Annotated in this window: 13 protein-coding genes and 1 pseudogene; 12 read left to right on the forward strand and 2 right to left on the reverse strand. The window is 70.6% G+C overall.

Annotation, left to right across the window (positions count from 1 at the left end; translation table 11 throughout):
• A partial coding sequence (locus GWI24_RS28565; protein WP_210948777.1) for an ATP-binding domain-containing protein occupies positions 1-754 on the forward strand: 754 nt, incomplete at its 5' end.
• 328 nt (positions 755-1,082) lie between these two features.
• Here GWI24_RS28565 and GWI24_RS28570 read toward each other — a convergent pair.
• Positions 1,083-1,292 carry a cold-shock protein gene (locus GWI24_RS28570; protein WP_020870916.1) on the reverse strand — a complete coding sequence of 70 codons (210 nt, stop codon included), beginning with the start codon at positions 1,290-1,292 and terminating at the stop codon, positions 1,083-1,085.
• A gap of 278 nt (positions 1,293-1,570) precedes the next feature.
• On the opposite strand from GWI24_RS28570, the gene GWI24_RS28575 reads away from it, so the two are divergent.
• Together GWI24_RS28575 and GWI24_RS28580 are read left to right on the forward strand one after the other, a co-directional pair.
• Positions 1,571-2,992: an NAD-dependent malic enzyme gene (locus GWI24_RS28575; RefSeq protein ID WP_044574511.1), complete on the forward strand. Its 1,422-nt coding sequence runs from the start codon at positions 1,571-1,573 to the stop codon at positions 2,990-2,992.
• Positions 2,993-3,247: 255 nt separating this feature from the next.
• Positions 3,248-3,529 carry an HU family DNA-binding protein gene (locus GWI24_RS28580; protein ID WP_009717479.1) on the forward strand — a complete coding sequence of 94 codons (282 nt, stop codon included), beginning with the start codon at positions 3,248-3,250 and terminating at the stop codon, positions 3,527-3,529.
• Positions 3,530-3,626: 97 nt separating this feature from the next.
• On the opposite strand, the gene murA is transcribed toward GWI24_RS28580, so the two are convergent.
• Positions 3,627-4,970: a UDP-N-acetylglucosamine 1-carboxyvinyltransferase gene (murA, locus tag GWI24_RS28585; protein ID WP_037954796.1), complete on the reverse strand. Its 1,344-nt coding sequence runs from the start codon at positions 4,968-4,970 to the stop codon at positions 3,627-3,629.
• Positions 4,971-5,225: 255 nt separating this feature from the next.
• Here murA and GWI24_RS28590 point away from each other — a divergent pair, with 255 nt between their 5' ends.
• From GWI24_RS28590 to GWI24_RS28630, 9 genes and pseudogenes are all read left to right on the forward strand, one after another.
• The gene (locus GWI24_RS28590) at positions 5,226-5,813 is read left to right on the forward strand and encodes a YqgE/AlgH family protein (protein WP_044581864.1); all 588 of its coding nucleotides are present in this window, start codon (positions 5,226-5,228) and stop codon (positions 5,811-5,813) included.
• Between the two features lie 21 nt (positions 5,814-5,834).
• The gene (locus tag GWI24_RS28595) at positions 5,835-6,122 is read left to right on the forward strand and encodes a DUF3039 domain-containing protein (protein WP_075200572.1); all 288 of its coding nucleotides are present in this window, start codon (positions 5,835-5,837) and stop codon (positions 6,120-6,122) included.
• A 92-nt stretch (positions 6,123-6,214) separates the two neighbouring features.
• Positions 6,215-6,625: a recombinase family protein gene (locus GWI24_RS28600; RefSeq protein WP_044574522.1), complete on the forward strand. Its 411-nt coding sequence runs from the start codon at positions 6,215-6,217 to the stop codon at positions 6,623-6,625.
• Positions 6,626-6,782: 157 nt separating this feature from the next.
• Positions 6,783-8,117, forward strand: coding sequence for an extracellular solute-binding protein (locus tag GWI24_RS28605; RefSeq protein ID WP_210948778.1), 1,335 nt, complete (start codon positions 6,783-6,785; stop codon positions 8,115-8,117).
• A complete protein-coding gene (locus GWI24_RS28610; RefSeq protein WP_210948779.1) occupies positions 8,114-9,112 on the forward strand; it encodes a carbohydrate ABC transporter permease in 999 nt (332 codons plus the stop codon). Before GWI24_RS28605 ends, GWI24_RS28610 begins: the two co-directional genes overlap by 4 nt.
• Entirely contained in the window at positions 9,109-9,978 is an 870-nt protein-coding gene (locus tag GWI24_RS28615; protein WP_210948780.1) for a carbohydrate ABC transporter permease, read from the forward strand. Before GWI24_RS28610 ends, GWI24_RS28615 begins: the two co-directional genes overlap by 4 nt.
• 88 nt (positions 9,979-10,066) lie before the next feature.
• Positions 10,067-11,722 carry a beta-N-acetylhexosaminidase gene (locus GWI24_RS28620; protein WP_210948781.1) on the forward strand — a complete coding sequence of 552 codons (1,656 nt, stop codon included), beginning with the start codon at positions 10,067-10,069 and terminating at the stop codon, positions 11,720-11,722.
• Positions 11,723-11,997: 275 nt separating this feature from the next.
• Positions 11,998-12,897, forward strand: coding sequence for a xanthine dehydrogenase family protein subunit M (locus GWI24_RS28625; RefSeq protein ID WP_138915390.1), 900 nt, complete (start codon positions 11,998-12,000; stop codon positions 12,895-12,897).
• A pseudogene (locus GWI24_RS28630) lies at positions 12,894-13,633 on the forward strand (hypothetical protein); the annotation flags it as partial. The gene GWI24_RS28625 and the pseudogene GWI24_RS28630, both read left to right, overlap by 4 nt.

Below are 13,633 nucleotides of genomic sequence, written 5' to 3' on the forward strand. Positions count from 1 at the left end.
GGACGAGCTGACCACGTACGCCGACCGGGTCAGCCCCCGCCGCAGCCGCGCGGAGCGGGCCGAGCGGGAGCGCGCCGACTACGCCCATGTGATCGTCGACGAGGCGCAGGACCTCACCCCGATGCAGTGGCGGATGGTCGGACGGCGGGGCCGCCACGCCACCTGGACGGTCGTCGGCGACCCGGCCCAGAGCTCCTGGTCCGACCCGGACGAGGCGGGCCGGGCCCGGGACGAGGCGCTGGGCAGCCGCCCGCGCCGCCGCTTCACCCTCACCGTCAACTACCGCAACCCCGCGGAGATCGCCGAACTGGCCACCAAGGTCCTCACCCTCGCCATGCCCGGCACCCCCGCCCCCGAGGCGGTCCGCTCCACGGGCGTGGCGCCACGCTTCACACCGGGCGCGGACGGCGGCCTCGGCGCGGCCGCGCGCCGCGAGGCGGTCCGGCTGCTGGACGAGGTGGACGGCACCGTCGGCGTCGTCGTCGCGATGAACCGGCGGGCGCAGGCCCGTCAGTGGCTGACGGGCCTGGGCGACCGGGTGGTGGCGCTGGGCAGCCTGGAGGCGAAGGGGCTGGAGTACGACGCGACGGTCGTGGTCTCGCCCGCCGAGATCGCCGACGAGTCCCCGGCGGGGCTCCGGGTGCTGTACGTGGCGCTCACCCGCGCCACCCAGCGGCTGACGGTGATCTCGGGCGACCGCGACGAGCCGGACGGCAACGCCGTCCCCGACCTGCTGCGGGACCCCCCTTTTTGAGGCTCGGTTCGCTCTCCCCCAACTACCGCTGGGAGGTGCCCCCGCCGGGGCGCCTCAGGCTCCCCCAGCCACCGCTGGGAGGTGCCCCCGGCCGGAGGACCCAAGTGCCCGGTGCGCCCAAGCGCCAGGTGCCCCGACGGCCTCCAAAATCCACCCCCGGGAGGGGAATCCCTTCCCGGGGCTGTTTGTTAGCCTTGATGTGGCACCGGCCCGATCCAAGCCCCCGGGCCCAACCTTCGTCGCTTCGAGCGACCACTTGCCGCGAGGCGAGCATGGCGGGTCGGTGCCACCTTTCATCTCTTCCGTGAGAGGTCCGCTCCCGGCGGTATCAGCCGCCCAGGACGCGGACCTCTTCCGCTTGGGGGCCCTTGCGGCCCTGCACGATCTGGAATTCGACCCGCTGCTCGTCGACCAGGCTGCGGTAGCCGCTGCCGTCGATCGAGCTGTAGTGGACGAAGACATCCGGTCCGCCGTCCTCCTGGGCGATGAAGCCGTAGCCCTTCTCGGCGTTGAACCACTTCACGGTGCCCTGAGCCATGCCCGCGCTCCTCGTTGTCTCTTCCTCGACGTCCTCTGACGCTGTAGCGCGCCAGAGCCTAGGGCGGCGGCTGCGGCGGACGGCCCGCCTCGCCAGGCGTTCCCGCGAAGGAGTGGGGCTTTCCACTCGCCTGACCCCACTCTGCTATGTCAGAACAATATGTCCGAAAGTCGGGCCGGGTTACCCCGTACCCAGAGGTAGGTGTAACCATCTGAGGACGTGGCCCGGCATCCCGAGGCCCGGACAGCATGAACAAGGGAAAGCAGAGGAAGCAGGCCATGGCAACGGCGCCCAGCGTCTCGTACTCGATGACGGTCCGGCTGGAGGTGCCCGCGAGCGGTACCGCGGTCAGCCAGCTGACCACGGCCGTGGAGTCCTCCGGTGGCTCGGTAACGGGCCTCGATGTGACCGCTTCCGGCCACGAGAAGCTCCGTATCGACGTGACCATCGCCGCGACCTCGACCGCGCACGCCCAGGAGATCGTGGAGAAGCTGCGGGGCATCGAGGGTGTCTCGCTCGGCAAGGTCTCCGACCGTACGTTCCTGATGCACCTCGGCGGCAAGATCGAGATGTCGTCGAAACACCCCATCCGCAACCGTGACGACCTCTCCATGGTCTACACCCCGGGCGTGGCCCGGGTCTGCCAGGCCATCGCGGACAACCCCGAGGACGCCCGCCGCCTCACCATCAAGCGCAACAGTGTGGCCGTCGTCACCGACGGCTCCGCGGTGCTGGGCCTGGGCAATATCGGCCCCAAGGCCGCTCTGCCGGTCATGGAGGGCAAGGCGGCCCTCTTCAAGCGGTTCGCGGGCATCGACGCCTGGCCGATCTGCCTGGACACCCAGGACACCGACGAGATCGTCGCGATCGTGAAGGCCATCGCCCCCGGCTTCGCGGGGATCAACCTGGAGGACATCTCCGCACCCCGCTGCTTCGAGATCGAGGCGCGGCTGCGCGAGGCCGTGGACATCCCGGTCTTCCACGACGACCAGCACGGCACCGCGATCGTGGTGCTGGCCGCCCTCACCAACGCGCTGCGGGTGGTCGACAAGAAGATCGAGGATGTGAGGGTCGTCATGTCCGGCGCGGGCGCCGCCGGCACGGCCATCCTGCGGCTGCTGATCGCCGCGGGCGTGCGGCACGCGGTGGTGGCCGACATCCACGGTGTGGTGCACGCCGGGCGCCAGGACCTGGTCTCCGCCGACCCGGAGTCCCCGCTGCGCTGGATCGCGGACAACACCAACCCGGAGGGCGTCACGGGCACCCTGCGCGAGGCCGTGCGGGGCGCGGACGTCTTCATCGGCGTCTCGGCCCCGAACGTGCTCTCCGGCGACGACGTGGCCGCCATGGCGGACGGCGCGATCGTCTTCGCACTGGCCAACCCGGACCCCGAGGTGGACCCGGCGATCGCCCGCCAGACCGCCGCCGTGGTCGCCACCGGACGCTCGGACTTCCCGAACCAGATCAACAATGTCCTGGTGTTCCCGGGCGTTTTCCGTGGTTTGCTGGACGCGCAGTCGCGTACGGTGAACACCGAGATGATGCTGGCTGCGGCCGGTGCGCTCGCCGACGTCGTCCACGACGACGAGCTCAATGCCAACTACATCATTCCGAGCGTCTTCAACGACAAGGTCGCGGGGGCGGTCGCCGGGGCCGTGCGGGATGCGGCGCGCGCTGTGACCGGTACCACTGCGGTCTAGGCGGGGCACGGCGCGTCGCGCGCTCCGGGGTCCCGGGAGCCGCCATAGGGTGGCGGACAGGAAAACGACCGCCACGGCGCTTTTCGTGTGACTCTCCAGGGCTCCGGATTGGCATTCCCGCCACAGGTGCGGGCAGGATGCGTTCCGGGCGCGAGGGTCTGAACAGCAGACCCGGGTCCGGGGACTGTCCGAGGGCCCTGGCAGCATCGGCTTCGATCTCACGCCTCATTGGCAAGATGAACACGGGAGTACAACATGAACCGCAGTGAGCTGGTGGCCGCTCTGTCCGAGCGCGCCGAGGTGACCCGAAAGGACGCCGACGCCGTGCTGGCCGCCCTCGCCGAGGTGACCGGTGAGGTCGTCGCGAAGGGCGACGAGAAGGTCACCATCCCCGGCTTCCTGACCTTCGAGCGCACCCACCGTGCCGCTCGCACCGCGCGCAACCCGCAGACCGGTGAGCCGATCGAGATCCCGGCCGGCTACAGCGTGAAGGTCTCCGCGGGCTCCAAGCTCAAGGAAGCCGCCAAGGGCAAGTAAGCCCCCGCGAATGAGAGGGGCGGCCACCCGTGAGGGTGGCCGCCCCTCTTGGCGCTCTACGGGCCCTAAGGCCCGTCTACGAGGCTCCACGGAGGCTCTACACGGCGTTGCCGCCGCCGGGGAGCTCTACCTTGGCGCCGAGCTCGACCAATTTCTCCATGAAGTTCTCGTAGCCGCGGTTGATCAGGTCGATGCCGTGGACCCGCGAGGTGCCCTGGGCGGCGAGGGCCGCGATCAGGTAGGAGAAGCCGCCGCGAAGGTCGGGGATGACCAGGTCTGAGCCCTGGAGCTTGGTGGGCCCCGAGACGACCGCGGAGTGCAGGAAGTTGCGCTGGCCGAACCGGCACGCGGAGCCGCCCAGGCATTCGCGGTAGAGCTGGATGTGCGCGCCCATCTGGTTGAGCGCCGAGGTGAAGCCCAGCCGGGACTCGTAGACCGTCTCGTGGACGATGGACAGGCCCGACGCCTGGGTCAGGGCCACCACCAGCGGCTGCTGCCAGTCGGTCTGGAAGCCGGGGTGGACGTCGGTCTCCAGGGCGATCGCGTTGAGCTTGCCGCCCGGGTGCCAGAACCGTATGCCCTCGTCACCGATGTCGAAGGCGCCGCCGACCTTGCGGTAGGTGTTCAGGAAGGTCATCATCTCGCGCTGGCGGGCGCCGCGCACATAGATGCTGCCCTCGGTGGCCAGCGCCGCGCTCGCCCAGGAGGCGGCCTCCAGGCGGTCCGGGAGGGCGCGGTGGTTGTAGCCGCCGAGCTGGTCGACACCGGTGATCCGGATCGTGCGGTCGGTGTCCATGGAGATGATGGCGCCCATCTTCTGCAGTACGCAGATGAGGTCCTCGATCTCCGGCTCGACCGCCGCGTTGGAGAGTTCCGTCACACCCTCGGCGAGCACCGCCGTCAGCAGCACCTGCTCGGTGGAGCCCACCGACGGGTAGGGCAGCCGGATCTTGGTGCCGCGCAGCCGGTGCGGGGCCTCCAGGTACTGGCCGTCCGCCCGCTTCTCGATCGTCGCCCCGAACTGGCGCAGCACGTCGAAGTGGAAGTCGATCGGTCGGCCGCCGATGTCACAGCCGCCCAGGCCCGGGATGAAGGCGTGGCCGAGGCGGTGCAGCAGCGGGCCGCAGAACAGGATCGGGATGCGCGAGGAACCGGCGTGCGCGTCGATGTCGGCGACATTGGCGCTCTCCACATGCGTGGGATCGAGCACCAGCTCACCGGACTCGTCACCGGGGCGCACCGTCACGCCGTGCAGCTGCAGCAGCCCGCGCACCACCCGCACATCGCGGATGTCGGGGACGTTGCGCAGCCTGCTGGGCGCACTGCCGAGCAGGGCGGCCACCATGGCCTTCGGCACGAGGTTCTTCGCGCCGCGGACACGGATCTCGCCTTCGAGCGGGGTGCCGCCATGGACGAGCAGGACATCGTTCGAGCGGGTCATCTGGTCTCGCGTTCCTGAGACGGGCAAGGGCCAAAAGGCACAAGGGCCAAAGGGCAAGAGTAATAGCCCCGGAGACCGCCTCCGTAAGGCTCTTGCACCCTTTGCGTCACCCTGTAGGCGACACAACACGTTCCGTTTCGGCCGGAGGGCCCACGGTCACGTGCGCCGCATCTGCTGTCTTGCGCCCCGACCTGCTCTCATACGGGAGTCGACTTCCACTCCCCCTCCGGCCCGGATATGGGGGATCATGTGGCCATGACCGAGGTGTCCTCGCTCACAGGACGGCTGCTTGTCGCGACACCGGCGCTTGCTGACCCGAATTTCGACCGTGCGGTGGTGCTCCTCCTCGACCATGACGAGGAGGGCTCGCTCGGCGTGGTCCTGAACCGTCCGACCCCGGTGGGGGTGAGCGACATCCTGGAGTCGTGGGCCTCGCTGGCCGGAGAGCCGGGGGTGGTCTTCCAGGGCGGTCCCGTTTCGCTGGACTCGGCGCTGGGTGTGGCCGTCGTACCGGGCGAGTCGGGCCGGTCCTCGGCGCGCAGTGAGGACGGGCCACTCGGTTGGCGCAGAGTGCACGGCGCCATCGGCCTGGTGGACCTGGAGGCGCCGCCGGAGCTGCTGGCGGCGGCCGTGGGCTCGTTGCGCATCTTCGCCGGTTACGCGGGCTGGGGGCCCGGTCAGCTGGAGGACGAGCTCGCCGAGGGCGCGTGGTACGTGGTGGAGTCCGAGCCGGGCGATGTGTCCTCGCCCGCCCCCGAGCGGCTGTGGCGGTCGGTGCTGCGCCGCCAGCGCAGTGAGCTGGCCATGGTCGCCACGTATCCGGACGACCCTTCTCTCAACTAGGCATGAGTACCCTAGGGCTGTATGAGCACTCTTGAGCCCGAGCGCGGGGCAGGCACGGGGACCCTCGTTGAGCCGACACCGCAGGTGTCGCACGGTGACGGCGACCACGAGCGCTATGCCCACTATGTACAGAAAGACAAGATCATGGAGAGCGCCCTCTCCGGATCTCCCGTCGTCGCACTCTGCGGCAAGGTCTGGGTCCCGGGTCGTGACCCGAAGAAGTACCCGGTCTGCCCCATGTGCAAGGAGATCTTCGAGGGCATGGGCGCCGGCGGCGACAAGGGCAAGGACGGCGACGGCAAGAAGTAGCCGGTCCGTCGGCCCTGGGCGCTGACGACAAGCCTCGCGCGAACAGACGGCACGCCCGGCCGCGCGCCGGACGGCCCCAGTAGGGTCGGCCCATGAGCGGGCGTACGGAGAACGGGGCGGCGCGGGCCGCCTATCTGGTGTTCGGGGCGCGTGAGGTCGACGAGCCCGAAGCGGAAGGCGCCAGCGCCTACTGCCAGTTCGAGAAGGACTGGGACGCCCAGCTGGAGCGGTGCGGGCGGCTGGCTGCCGAGCGGGGCTACCGGCTCTCCGGCGGCTGCGTGATGTCGGTCGCCCAGCCGACCCTTCCCAGACTCCTGGAGTGGGCGGAGGACCCGGGCGCCGACGTGGTGCTGGTGGCCAGCGACCGCGTTCTGGAGCGGTTCCGGAAGACCTGGCCGGACTGGGACCGGGTGGTCGAGCGCCTGGCGGAAGCGGGTGCGCGGGTAGAGGCCGTGCCGTATGTTGAACCCGCCTATCCGGGCGAGGAGTTGCCGCGTCGCTAGCGCGAAGTTCCTTTTGTCGCGGAGTGGCTCGGTTCGTTTTCTCGCCGAGTGGTTCAGACCTCTTGTGGGGTCGCTCAAGGTTCCCTAGCCTCACGCATATTGTGCTGAGCGAAACATGCGTTGCATTACTTGCAACGCCAAATGGTTAAGGGTCCCTATGAAGTCGTCCCATTTCTCCGTTTCCCGGCTGTCCTCCCGTGTCACCGTGCCCGTGGTGGCACTCGCCCTGGCCGGGCTGGCCGTGACCGGATGCGCCCCCTCCACCTCCGACAACAGCTCCAAGGAGGACGAGAAGAGCGGCAAGCTGCGTGTCTGGCTCTTCCAGGAGGTCAACAACGCGCCCAAGAAGAAGGTGATCGACGCGGCGGTCGCCGGCTTCGAGAAGGAGCACGACGGAACCGACGTCGAGGTGACCTACATCCCCGTCGACACCCGGGCGCAGAAGATCAAGGCGGCTTTCAACGACCCCAAGAGCGCTCCCGACGTCATCGAGTTCGGCAACACCGACACCGCCGGCTATGTCAAGGACGGCGGGCTGCTGGACATCAGCAAGGAGTTCGGCGCCTGGGTCGACTCGACCAATATCGACCCCACCGCGAAGTACTCGCTGACCATCGGCGGCAAGGTCTACGGCGCCCCGCTCTTCGTCGGCGTACGGGCGCTGTACTACCGGACGGACGTCTTCAAGGAGCTCGACCTGGAGCCGCCGGCCACCCAGGACGAGTTGATTGCGACCGCGAAGAAGATCCGCTCGGAACGGCCGGATCTGTACGGTCTCGCGGTCGGCGGCGCCTACACCTACGGCGCGATGCCCTTCATCTGGGCCAACGGCGGCGACCTCGCCGATGAGAAGGGCAAGTTCGGCTCCAACGAGTACGAGGCGGCCATCGACAGCGCCGACGCCCAGAAGGGCGTCAAGGCGTACACCTCGCTCTTCGGCAACGACAACTGCCCGGCCGCCAAGTGCGCCCAGTGGGGCGGTAACGACACAGTCGAGGCGTTCGCCTCGGGCAAGGCGGCCATGGCGATCGGCGGCGACTTCAGCCGCCAGGCCATCGAGGCGGGCAAGGCCAAGGGCAAGTACAAGGTCGTGCCGCTGCCGGGCGTGAAGAAGGGCGACATCGCACCGGCCTTCGCGGGCGGGAACAACCTCGGGGTGCTCAAGAGCACCTCGCACCGCACGATCGCCGTGGACCTGCTCAAGACGCTCGCCGGGAAGAAGACCCAGCGCGAGCTCTACGACGCCATGGGCTTCCTGCCCACCTTCACCGATGTGCGCGGCGACGTCGCGCACGAGGACGCCTTCGTCAAGCCCTTCGTGAAGACCCTCAACGACAGCGCCAAGTTCGTGCCCGCCTCGCCCGGCTGGGCGGCCATCGACGCGCAGCTCGTCCTGCCCACCATGTTCCAGGAGATCGTCAGCGGCCGTAAGAGCGTGCCGGCCGCCACCCAGGACGCCGCGAAGAAGATGGACGAGGCATTCGAGCAGTGAGCGCCGGCACCGCACAGCACGCCCGGCGAGCCCCCGCCAAGGGCCGCCGGTCCCGGCCGGGATCCACCGTCCCGGCCGGGCGCCGATCCGGGAAGGGCTCACGGCGCGGCACCTGGACCCCCTGGCTCTATCTCGCCCCGGCGCTCGTCGTCCTGGGCGGGCTGCTCGTCTACCCCATCTACCAGCTCGGTCTGATCTCCTTCCTGGAGTACACCCAGGCGCAGGTCAGCGGCGGTGAACCGACCACCTTCCAGGGGTTCGCCAACTACGCCGAGCTGTTCGGCGACAGCGAGTTCTGGAACGTCGCCGTCGCCACCCTGCTCTTCGCCGCCGTCTGCGTGGTGTCCACCCTCGCGGTCGGCTGTGCGCTGGCGGTGCTGCTGACGCGCGTACGGGCCCTTCCGCGGCTGGCGCTGATGCTGGCCGCGCTCGGCGCCTGGGCCACCCCGGCGATCACCGGCTCGACGGTCTGGGTCTTCCTCTTCGACCCCGACTTCGGGCCGGTGAACAAGGTCCTGGTGTGGCTCGGCCTCTCCGGCTTCGAGAACTACTCCTGGACCTACGACCGCTACAGCGCCTTCGCCCTGGTGCTGTTCGAGGTCGTGTGGTGCTCGTTCCCGTTCGTGATGGTCACCGTCTACGCGGGCATCCGGGCCATCCCCACCGAGGTGCTGGAGGCCGCCGCCCTCGACGGCGCCTCCACCTGGCGGATCTGGCGCACGATCATGGCGCCGATGCTGCGGCCGATCCTCGTCGTGGTGACCATCCAGTCCATCATCTGGGACTTCAAGGTCTTCACGCAGATCTACGTGATGACGAACGGCGGCGGGATCGCCGGCCAGAACATGGTGCTCAACGTGTACGCGTACCAGAAGGCGTTCGCGTCCTCGCAGTACAGCCTGGGCTCGGCGATCGGCGTGGTGATGCTGCTGATCCTGCTGGCCGTCACGCTGGTCTATCTGCGGCTGCTGCGACGCCAGGGAGAAGAACTGTGAGCCACTCGCGCGTCTCGCTGCGCATCCGCCGTCCCTGGCGCTTCGCCGCCGAGGCCACCGCCCTGGTCGTGGCGGCCGTGGTCGCCTTCCCGCTGTACTGGATGGTGCTCTCGGCCTTCAAGCCGGAGGGGGAGATCCAGTCCACCGAGCCCCGGCCGTGGACGGGGTCCCCGTCGCTGGACTCCTTCCGGCGCGTCTTCCAGCAGGAGGACTTCGGGCGCTACTTCCTCAACAGCCTGTTCGTGGCCGGGGTGGTGGTGGTCGCCTCGGCGCTGATCGCCTTCCTGGCGGCCACGGCGGTCGCCCGCTTCAGGTTCCGCTTCCGCACCACGCTGCTGATCATGTTCCTGGTCGCCCAGATGGTGCCGATCGAGGCGCTGACCATTCCCATGTTCTTCCTGATGCGCGATCTGGGGGAGTCGGTGCCGGGGGTGGGGCTCAACACCCTGGGGTCGCTGATCCTGCCGCACATCGCCTTCTCGCTGCCGTTCGCGATCTGGATGCTGCGCGGCTTCGTCAAGGCGGTGCCCGAGGCGCTGGAGGAGGCGGCCTATCTGGACGGGGCCAGCCGCTCCCGCTTCCTGTGGCAGATCCTCTTCCCCCTCGTCTTCCCCGGACTCGTGGCGACGAGCGTCTTCTCCTTCATCTCCGCCTGGAACGACTTCCTCTTCGCCAAGTCCTTCATCATCAGCGCGACCGAGAACTCCACCCTTCCGATGGCGCTGCTGGTCTTCTTCAAGGACGAGGGGAACGACTGGGGAGGGATCATGGCGGCGTCCACCGTCATGACCATCCCCGTGCTGATCTTCTTCGTGCTCGTCCAGCGCCGGCTGGTCTCCGGGCTCGGCGGCGCGGTCAAGGACTGACGAGGACGACGAGGACCGACGAGGACGACGAGGACCGGCAAGAGCCGACGATGGGCCGACAGCTGACGAGGGGCCGACAGGGGAGCAGATGACTCACGACGCCGCGGGGCTGATCCCCGCGCCCCGCCATGACCAGAGCCGTCCCGGCCGCGCGGGCGCGCGGATCCACCCGCGGCGCACCGCCCTGGCCGCCGGGCCCGGCACCGAGGGGGTGGCGCGGCTGCTGCGCACCACCCTCGGCCAGGCGCTCGGCCTGTCCCTGCCGGACGGTGAGCCCGGCGGCGACGACACCATCAGCCTGCGGATCGACGCCGCGCTGGAGCCCGAGGGCTACCGGCTCACCGTGGCCGACGGCCGGGTGGAGATCGCGGGCGGCACGGCCGCGGGCGTCCACTGGGGCACGCAGACCCTCCGTCAGCTGCTGGGACCCGACGCCTTCCGCCGCGCCCCGCTCAGGGGCGCGGAGACCGGCTGGGAGCTGGCGGAGCGGACGGTCGAGGACGCGCCGCGGTTCGCCTGGCGCGGGCTGATGCTGGACGTGGCCCGCCACTTCATGCCCAAGGACGGCGTTCTGGCCTATCTGGACCTGCTCGCCGCCCACAAGCTCAATGTGTTCCACTTCCATCTCACCGACGACCAGGGCTGGCGTGTCGAGATCCGCCGCTACCCGAGGCTGACCGAGGTCGGTGCCTGGCGCGAGCGCACCAAGCTGGGCCACCGGGCGTCCCCGCTGTGGGACGAGCGGCCGCACGGCGGCCACTACACCCAGGACGACATCCGCGAGATCGTCGCCTACGCCGCCGAGCGGCATATCACCGTCGTGCCCGAGATCGACATCCCCGGACACTCGCAGGCCGCCATCGCCGCGTACCCGGAGCTGGGCAACACCGACGTCATCGACACCGCCTCCCTCGGAGTCTGGACCACCTGGGGCATCAACCCGAACGTACTCGCCCCCACCGACAACACGCTCCGCTTCTACGAGAATGTGCTGGAAGAGGTCCTGGAGCTGTTCCCCGGCGGCTTCGTCCACATCGGCGGCGACGAGTGCCCCAAGGACCAGTGGAAGGCGTCCCCGGCCGCCCAGGAGCGCATCCGGGCCCTGGGCCTCGCCGACGAGGACGAGCTGCAGAGCTGGTTCATCCGCCACTTCGGCCACTGGCTCGCCGAGCGCGGGCGCCGGCTGATCGGCTGGGACGAGATCCTCGAGGGCGGCGCGCCCGACGCCCCGCTGCCCGAGGGCGCCGCGGTCTCCTCCTGGCGCGGCTACGCGGGCGGGATCGCCGCCGTGCGGGCCGGCCACGACGTCGTCATGTGCCCCGAGCAGCAGGTGTACTTCGACCACCGGCAGGCCCCGGGCGAGGACGAGCCGGTGCCGATCGGCTATGTCCGCACCCTGGAGGACGTCTACCGTTTCGAACCGGTTCCCCCGCAGCTCACCGGCGCCGACGCGGACCGCGTGCTGGGCGCCCAGGCCAATGTCTGGACGGAGGTGATGGAGGACCGCCGGCGGGTGGACTACCAGGCCTTCCCCCGGCTCGCCGCCTTCGCCGAGGTCGTCTGGTCGGCGCTGCCACCCTCCCCCGAACGGGACTTCGAGGCGTTCCAGGGGCGCATGGAGGCACATTACGCGCGCCTGGACGCGCTCGGCGTGAGCTACCGCCCGCCCGCCGGGCCGCTTCCCTGGCAGCGGCGCCCCGGCCTTCTCGGACGCCCGCGCGAGGGGGCGCCCCCGATCGTGTGAGCCGCCCGTAAGGTGCGCACCGCGCTCCGCCGCCCCTGGGAGCGTAGTCCCACCGGCGCAAGCCCAAATCGCACAAGGGTCCCTGAAACGTGGCAATCCACTCCCGGCGGAGACGTCGTAAGAAACCCGTACCATCCCCCAGGTCAGGGACGGATCCACGGATCACGGACCCCCGCGACGGCGGGCTCGCAAGATGTGCCAGAGTTGCCACGTCCGGGCTGTCAGCACGTACCGTACGGCGCAACAGCCGGGACACCGGGGAAGGGGCAGCTGGGTTGACCACGCACGCACCGCAGGCGGCACACACGGTGACGTTGCCGGGCACGCTCGACGAGGCCGTGGCGGCACTGGCCGCCATGCCCGCCGCCGTGCCCGTGGCGGGCGGTACCGATCTGATGGCCGCGGTCAACTCCGGCCTGCTGCGGCCCGCCGCGCTCGTCGGCCTCGGCCGGATCAGCGAAATCCGCGGCTGGCGCTATCTGGACGGGCACGCCCTCCTCGGCGCCGGACTCACCCACGCCCGGATGGGCCGCCCCGACTTCGCCGCGCTGATCCCGGCGTTGGCCGCGGCCGCGCGCGCCGCCGGGCCCCCGCAGATCCGCAACGCCGGCACCCTGGGCGGCAACATCGTGACCGCCGCCCCCACCGGCGACGCGCTGCCGGTGCTCGCCGCACTGGAGGCCACGGTGATCATCGCCGGGCCCGAGGGGTCCCGCCGCGAGATCCCGGTCAGTCATCTGCTCGCCGGGGTCGATCTGCTGCGCCCCGGTGAACTCGTCGGATTCGTCCGGGTTCCGCTGCTGCACGCCCCGCAGACCTTCCTGAAGGCCACCGGGCGCACCGGGCCCGGCCGGTCCACCGCCTCCGTCGCCCTCGTCCTGGACCCCGCGCGGCGCGGGGTGCGCTGTGCCGTCGGCGCGGTCGCGCCGATGCCGCTGCGCCCCCTGGAGGCCGAGCGCTGGGTCGCCTCGCTCATCGACTGGGACGGCGACCGCGGCCATCTGGACCCGCAGGTCACGACCGCTTTCGGCGAGTACGTCGCCGCCGCGTGCATCCCCGATCCGCTGCCCCCGCAGGACGGCGGCGAGCCGGTCCCCCTGCCGCCTGCCGCGATCCACCTGAGGCGTACCGTGGCAGCCCTGGCCCGCCGAGCACTGGGGAGGGCACTCGCGTGAGTGATGAACAGCAGCCGCACCGGCCGGAGCCGGGGAGCGGATGGCAGCCGATGCCGCACGGCCCGGAGTACGACGCCGAGTCGACGGCCTTCGTCCAACTGCCGCCCGATTACGCCCACCCGGACCCGACCGACCCCTCCGGCCGTTGGGACCCGCTCGCGGCGCCCGGCACGGGCTACGCGCCCCCGCCCATGGACACCGGGCACGGTGACCCGTCCCAGGGCGGCCACTGGCAGCCGTCCGGCCATGGCCAGGGCGCGCCCCAGGACCAGGGCATGACCGGGCACTGGACCACCGCCGAGGCCGACGGGGGCTACCTCTACGGCGGCCACCACGATCCGCATTACGGCTCCGGCCAGTGGCCGGTGCCCGCCGAGGACCAGCAGGGCCACCACCCGCCGCACACCGGCCACTGGCCGGCTCCGGCGGCCGAGGAGCCGGTGGACGACTGGCCGGTGCCCGCTCCGTCCGACGACGGCGCCGGCGGGCCCGTGCACACCAGCCAGTGGACCATCCCGGTCGCGGGCGACGACGGTGTGGACGAGACCGGTGAGTACCGCGTCGACGACCACCCCGGCCCGGCCGCCCCTCCGTACGGCGGCCACGCGGACGGTCCCCAGGACCCGCAGACGACGGCCCAGTTGCGGATGCCCTTCGCCGGGCCGGCGCAGCCCCGGCAGCAGCCCCATCAGCCGCAGCAGCCCCTCCAGCCCCACCCCGGGCAGCAGCAGGGTCA

The organism is Streptomyces sp. MK37H (genome assembly GCF_018035285.1).
GTDB lineage: Bacteria > Actinomycetota > Actinomycetes > Streptomycetales > Streptomycetaceae > Streptomyces > Streptomyces endocoffeicus.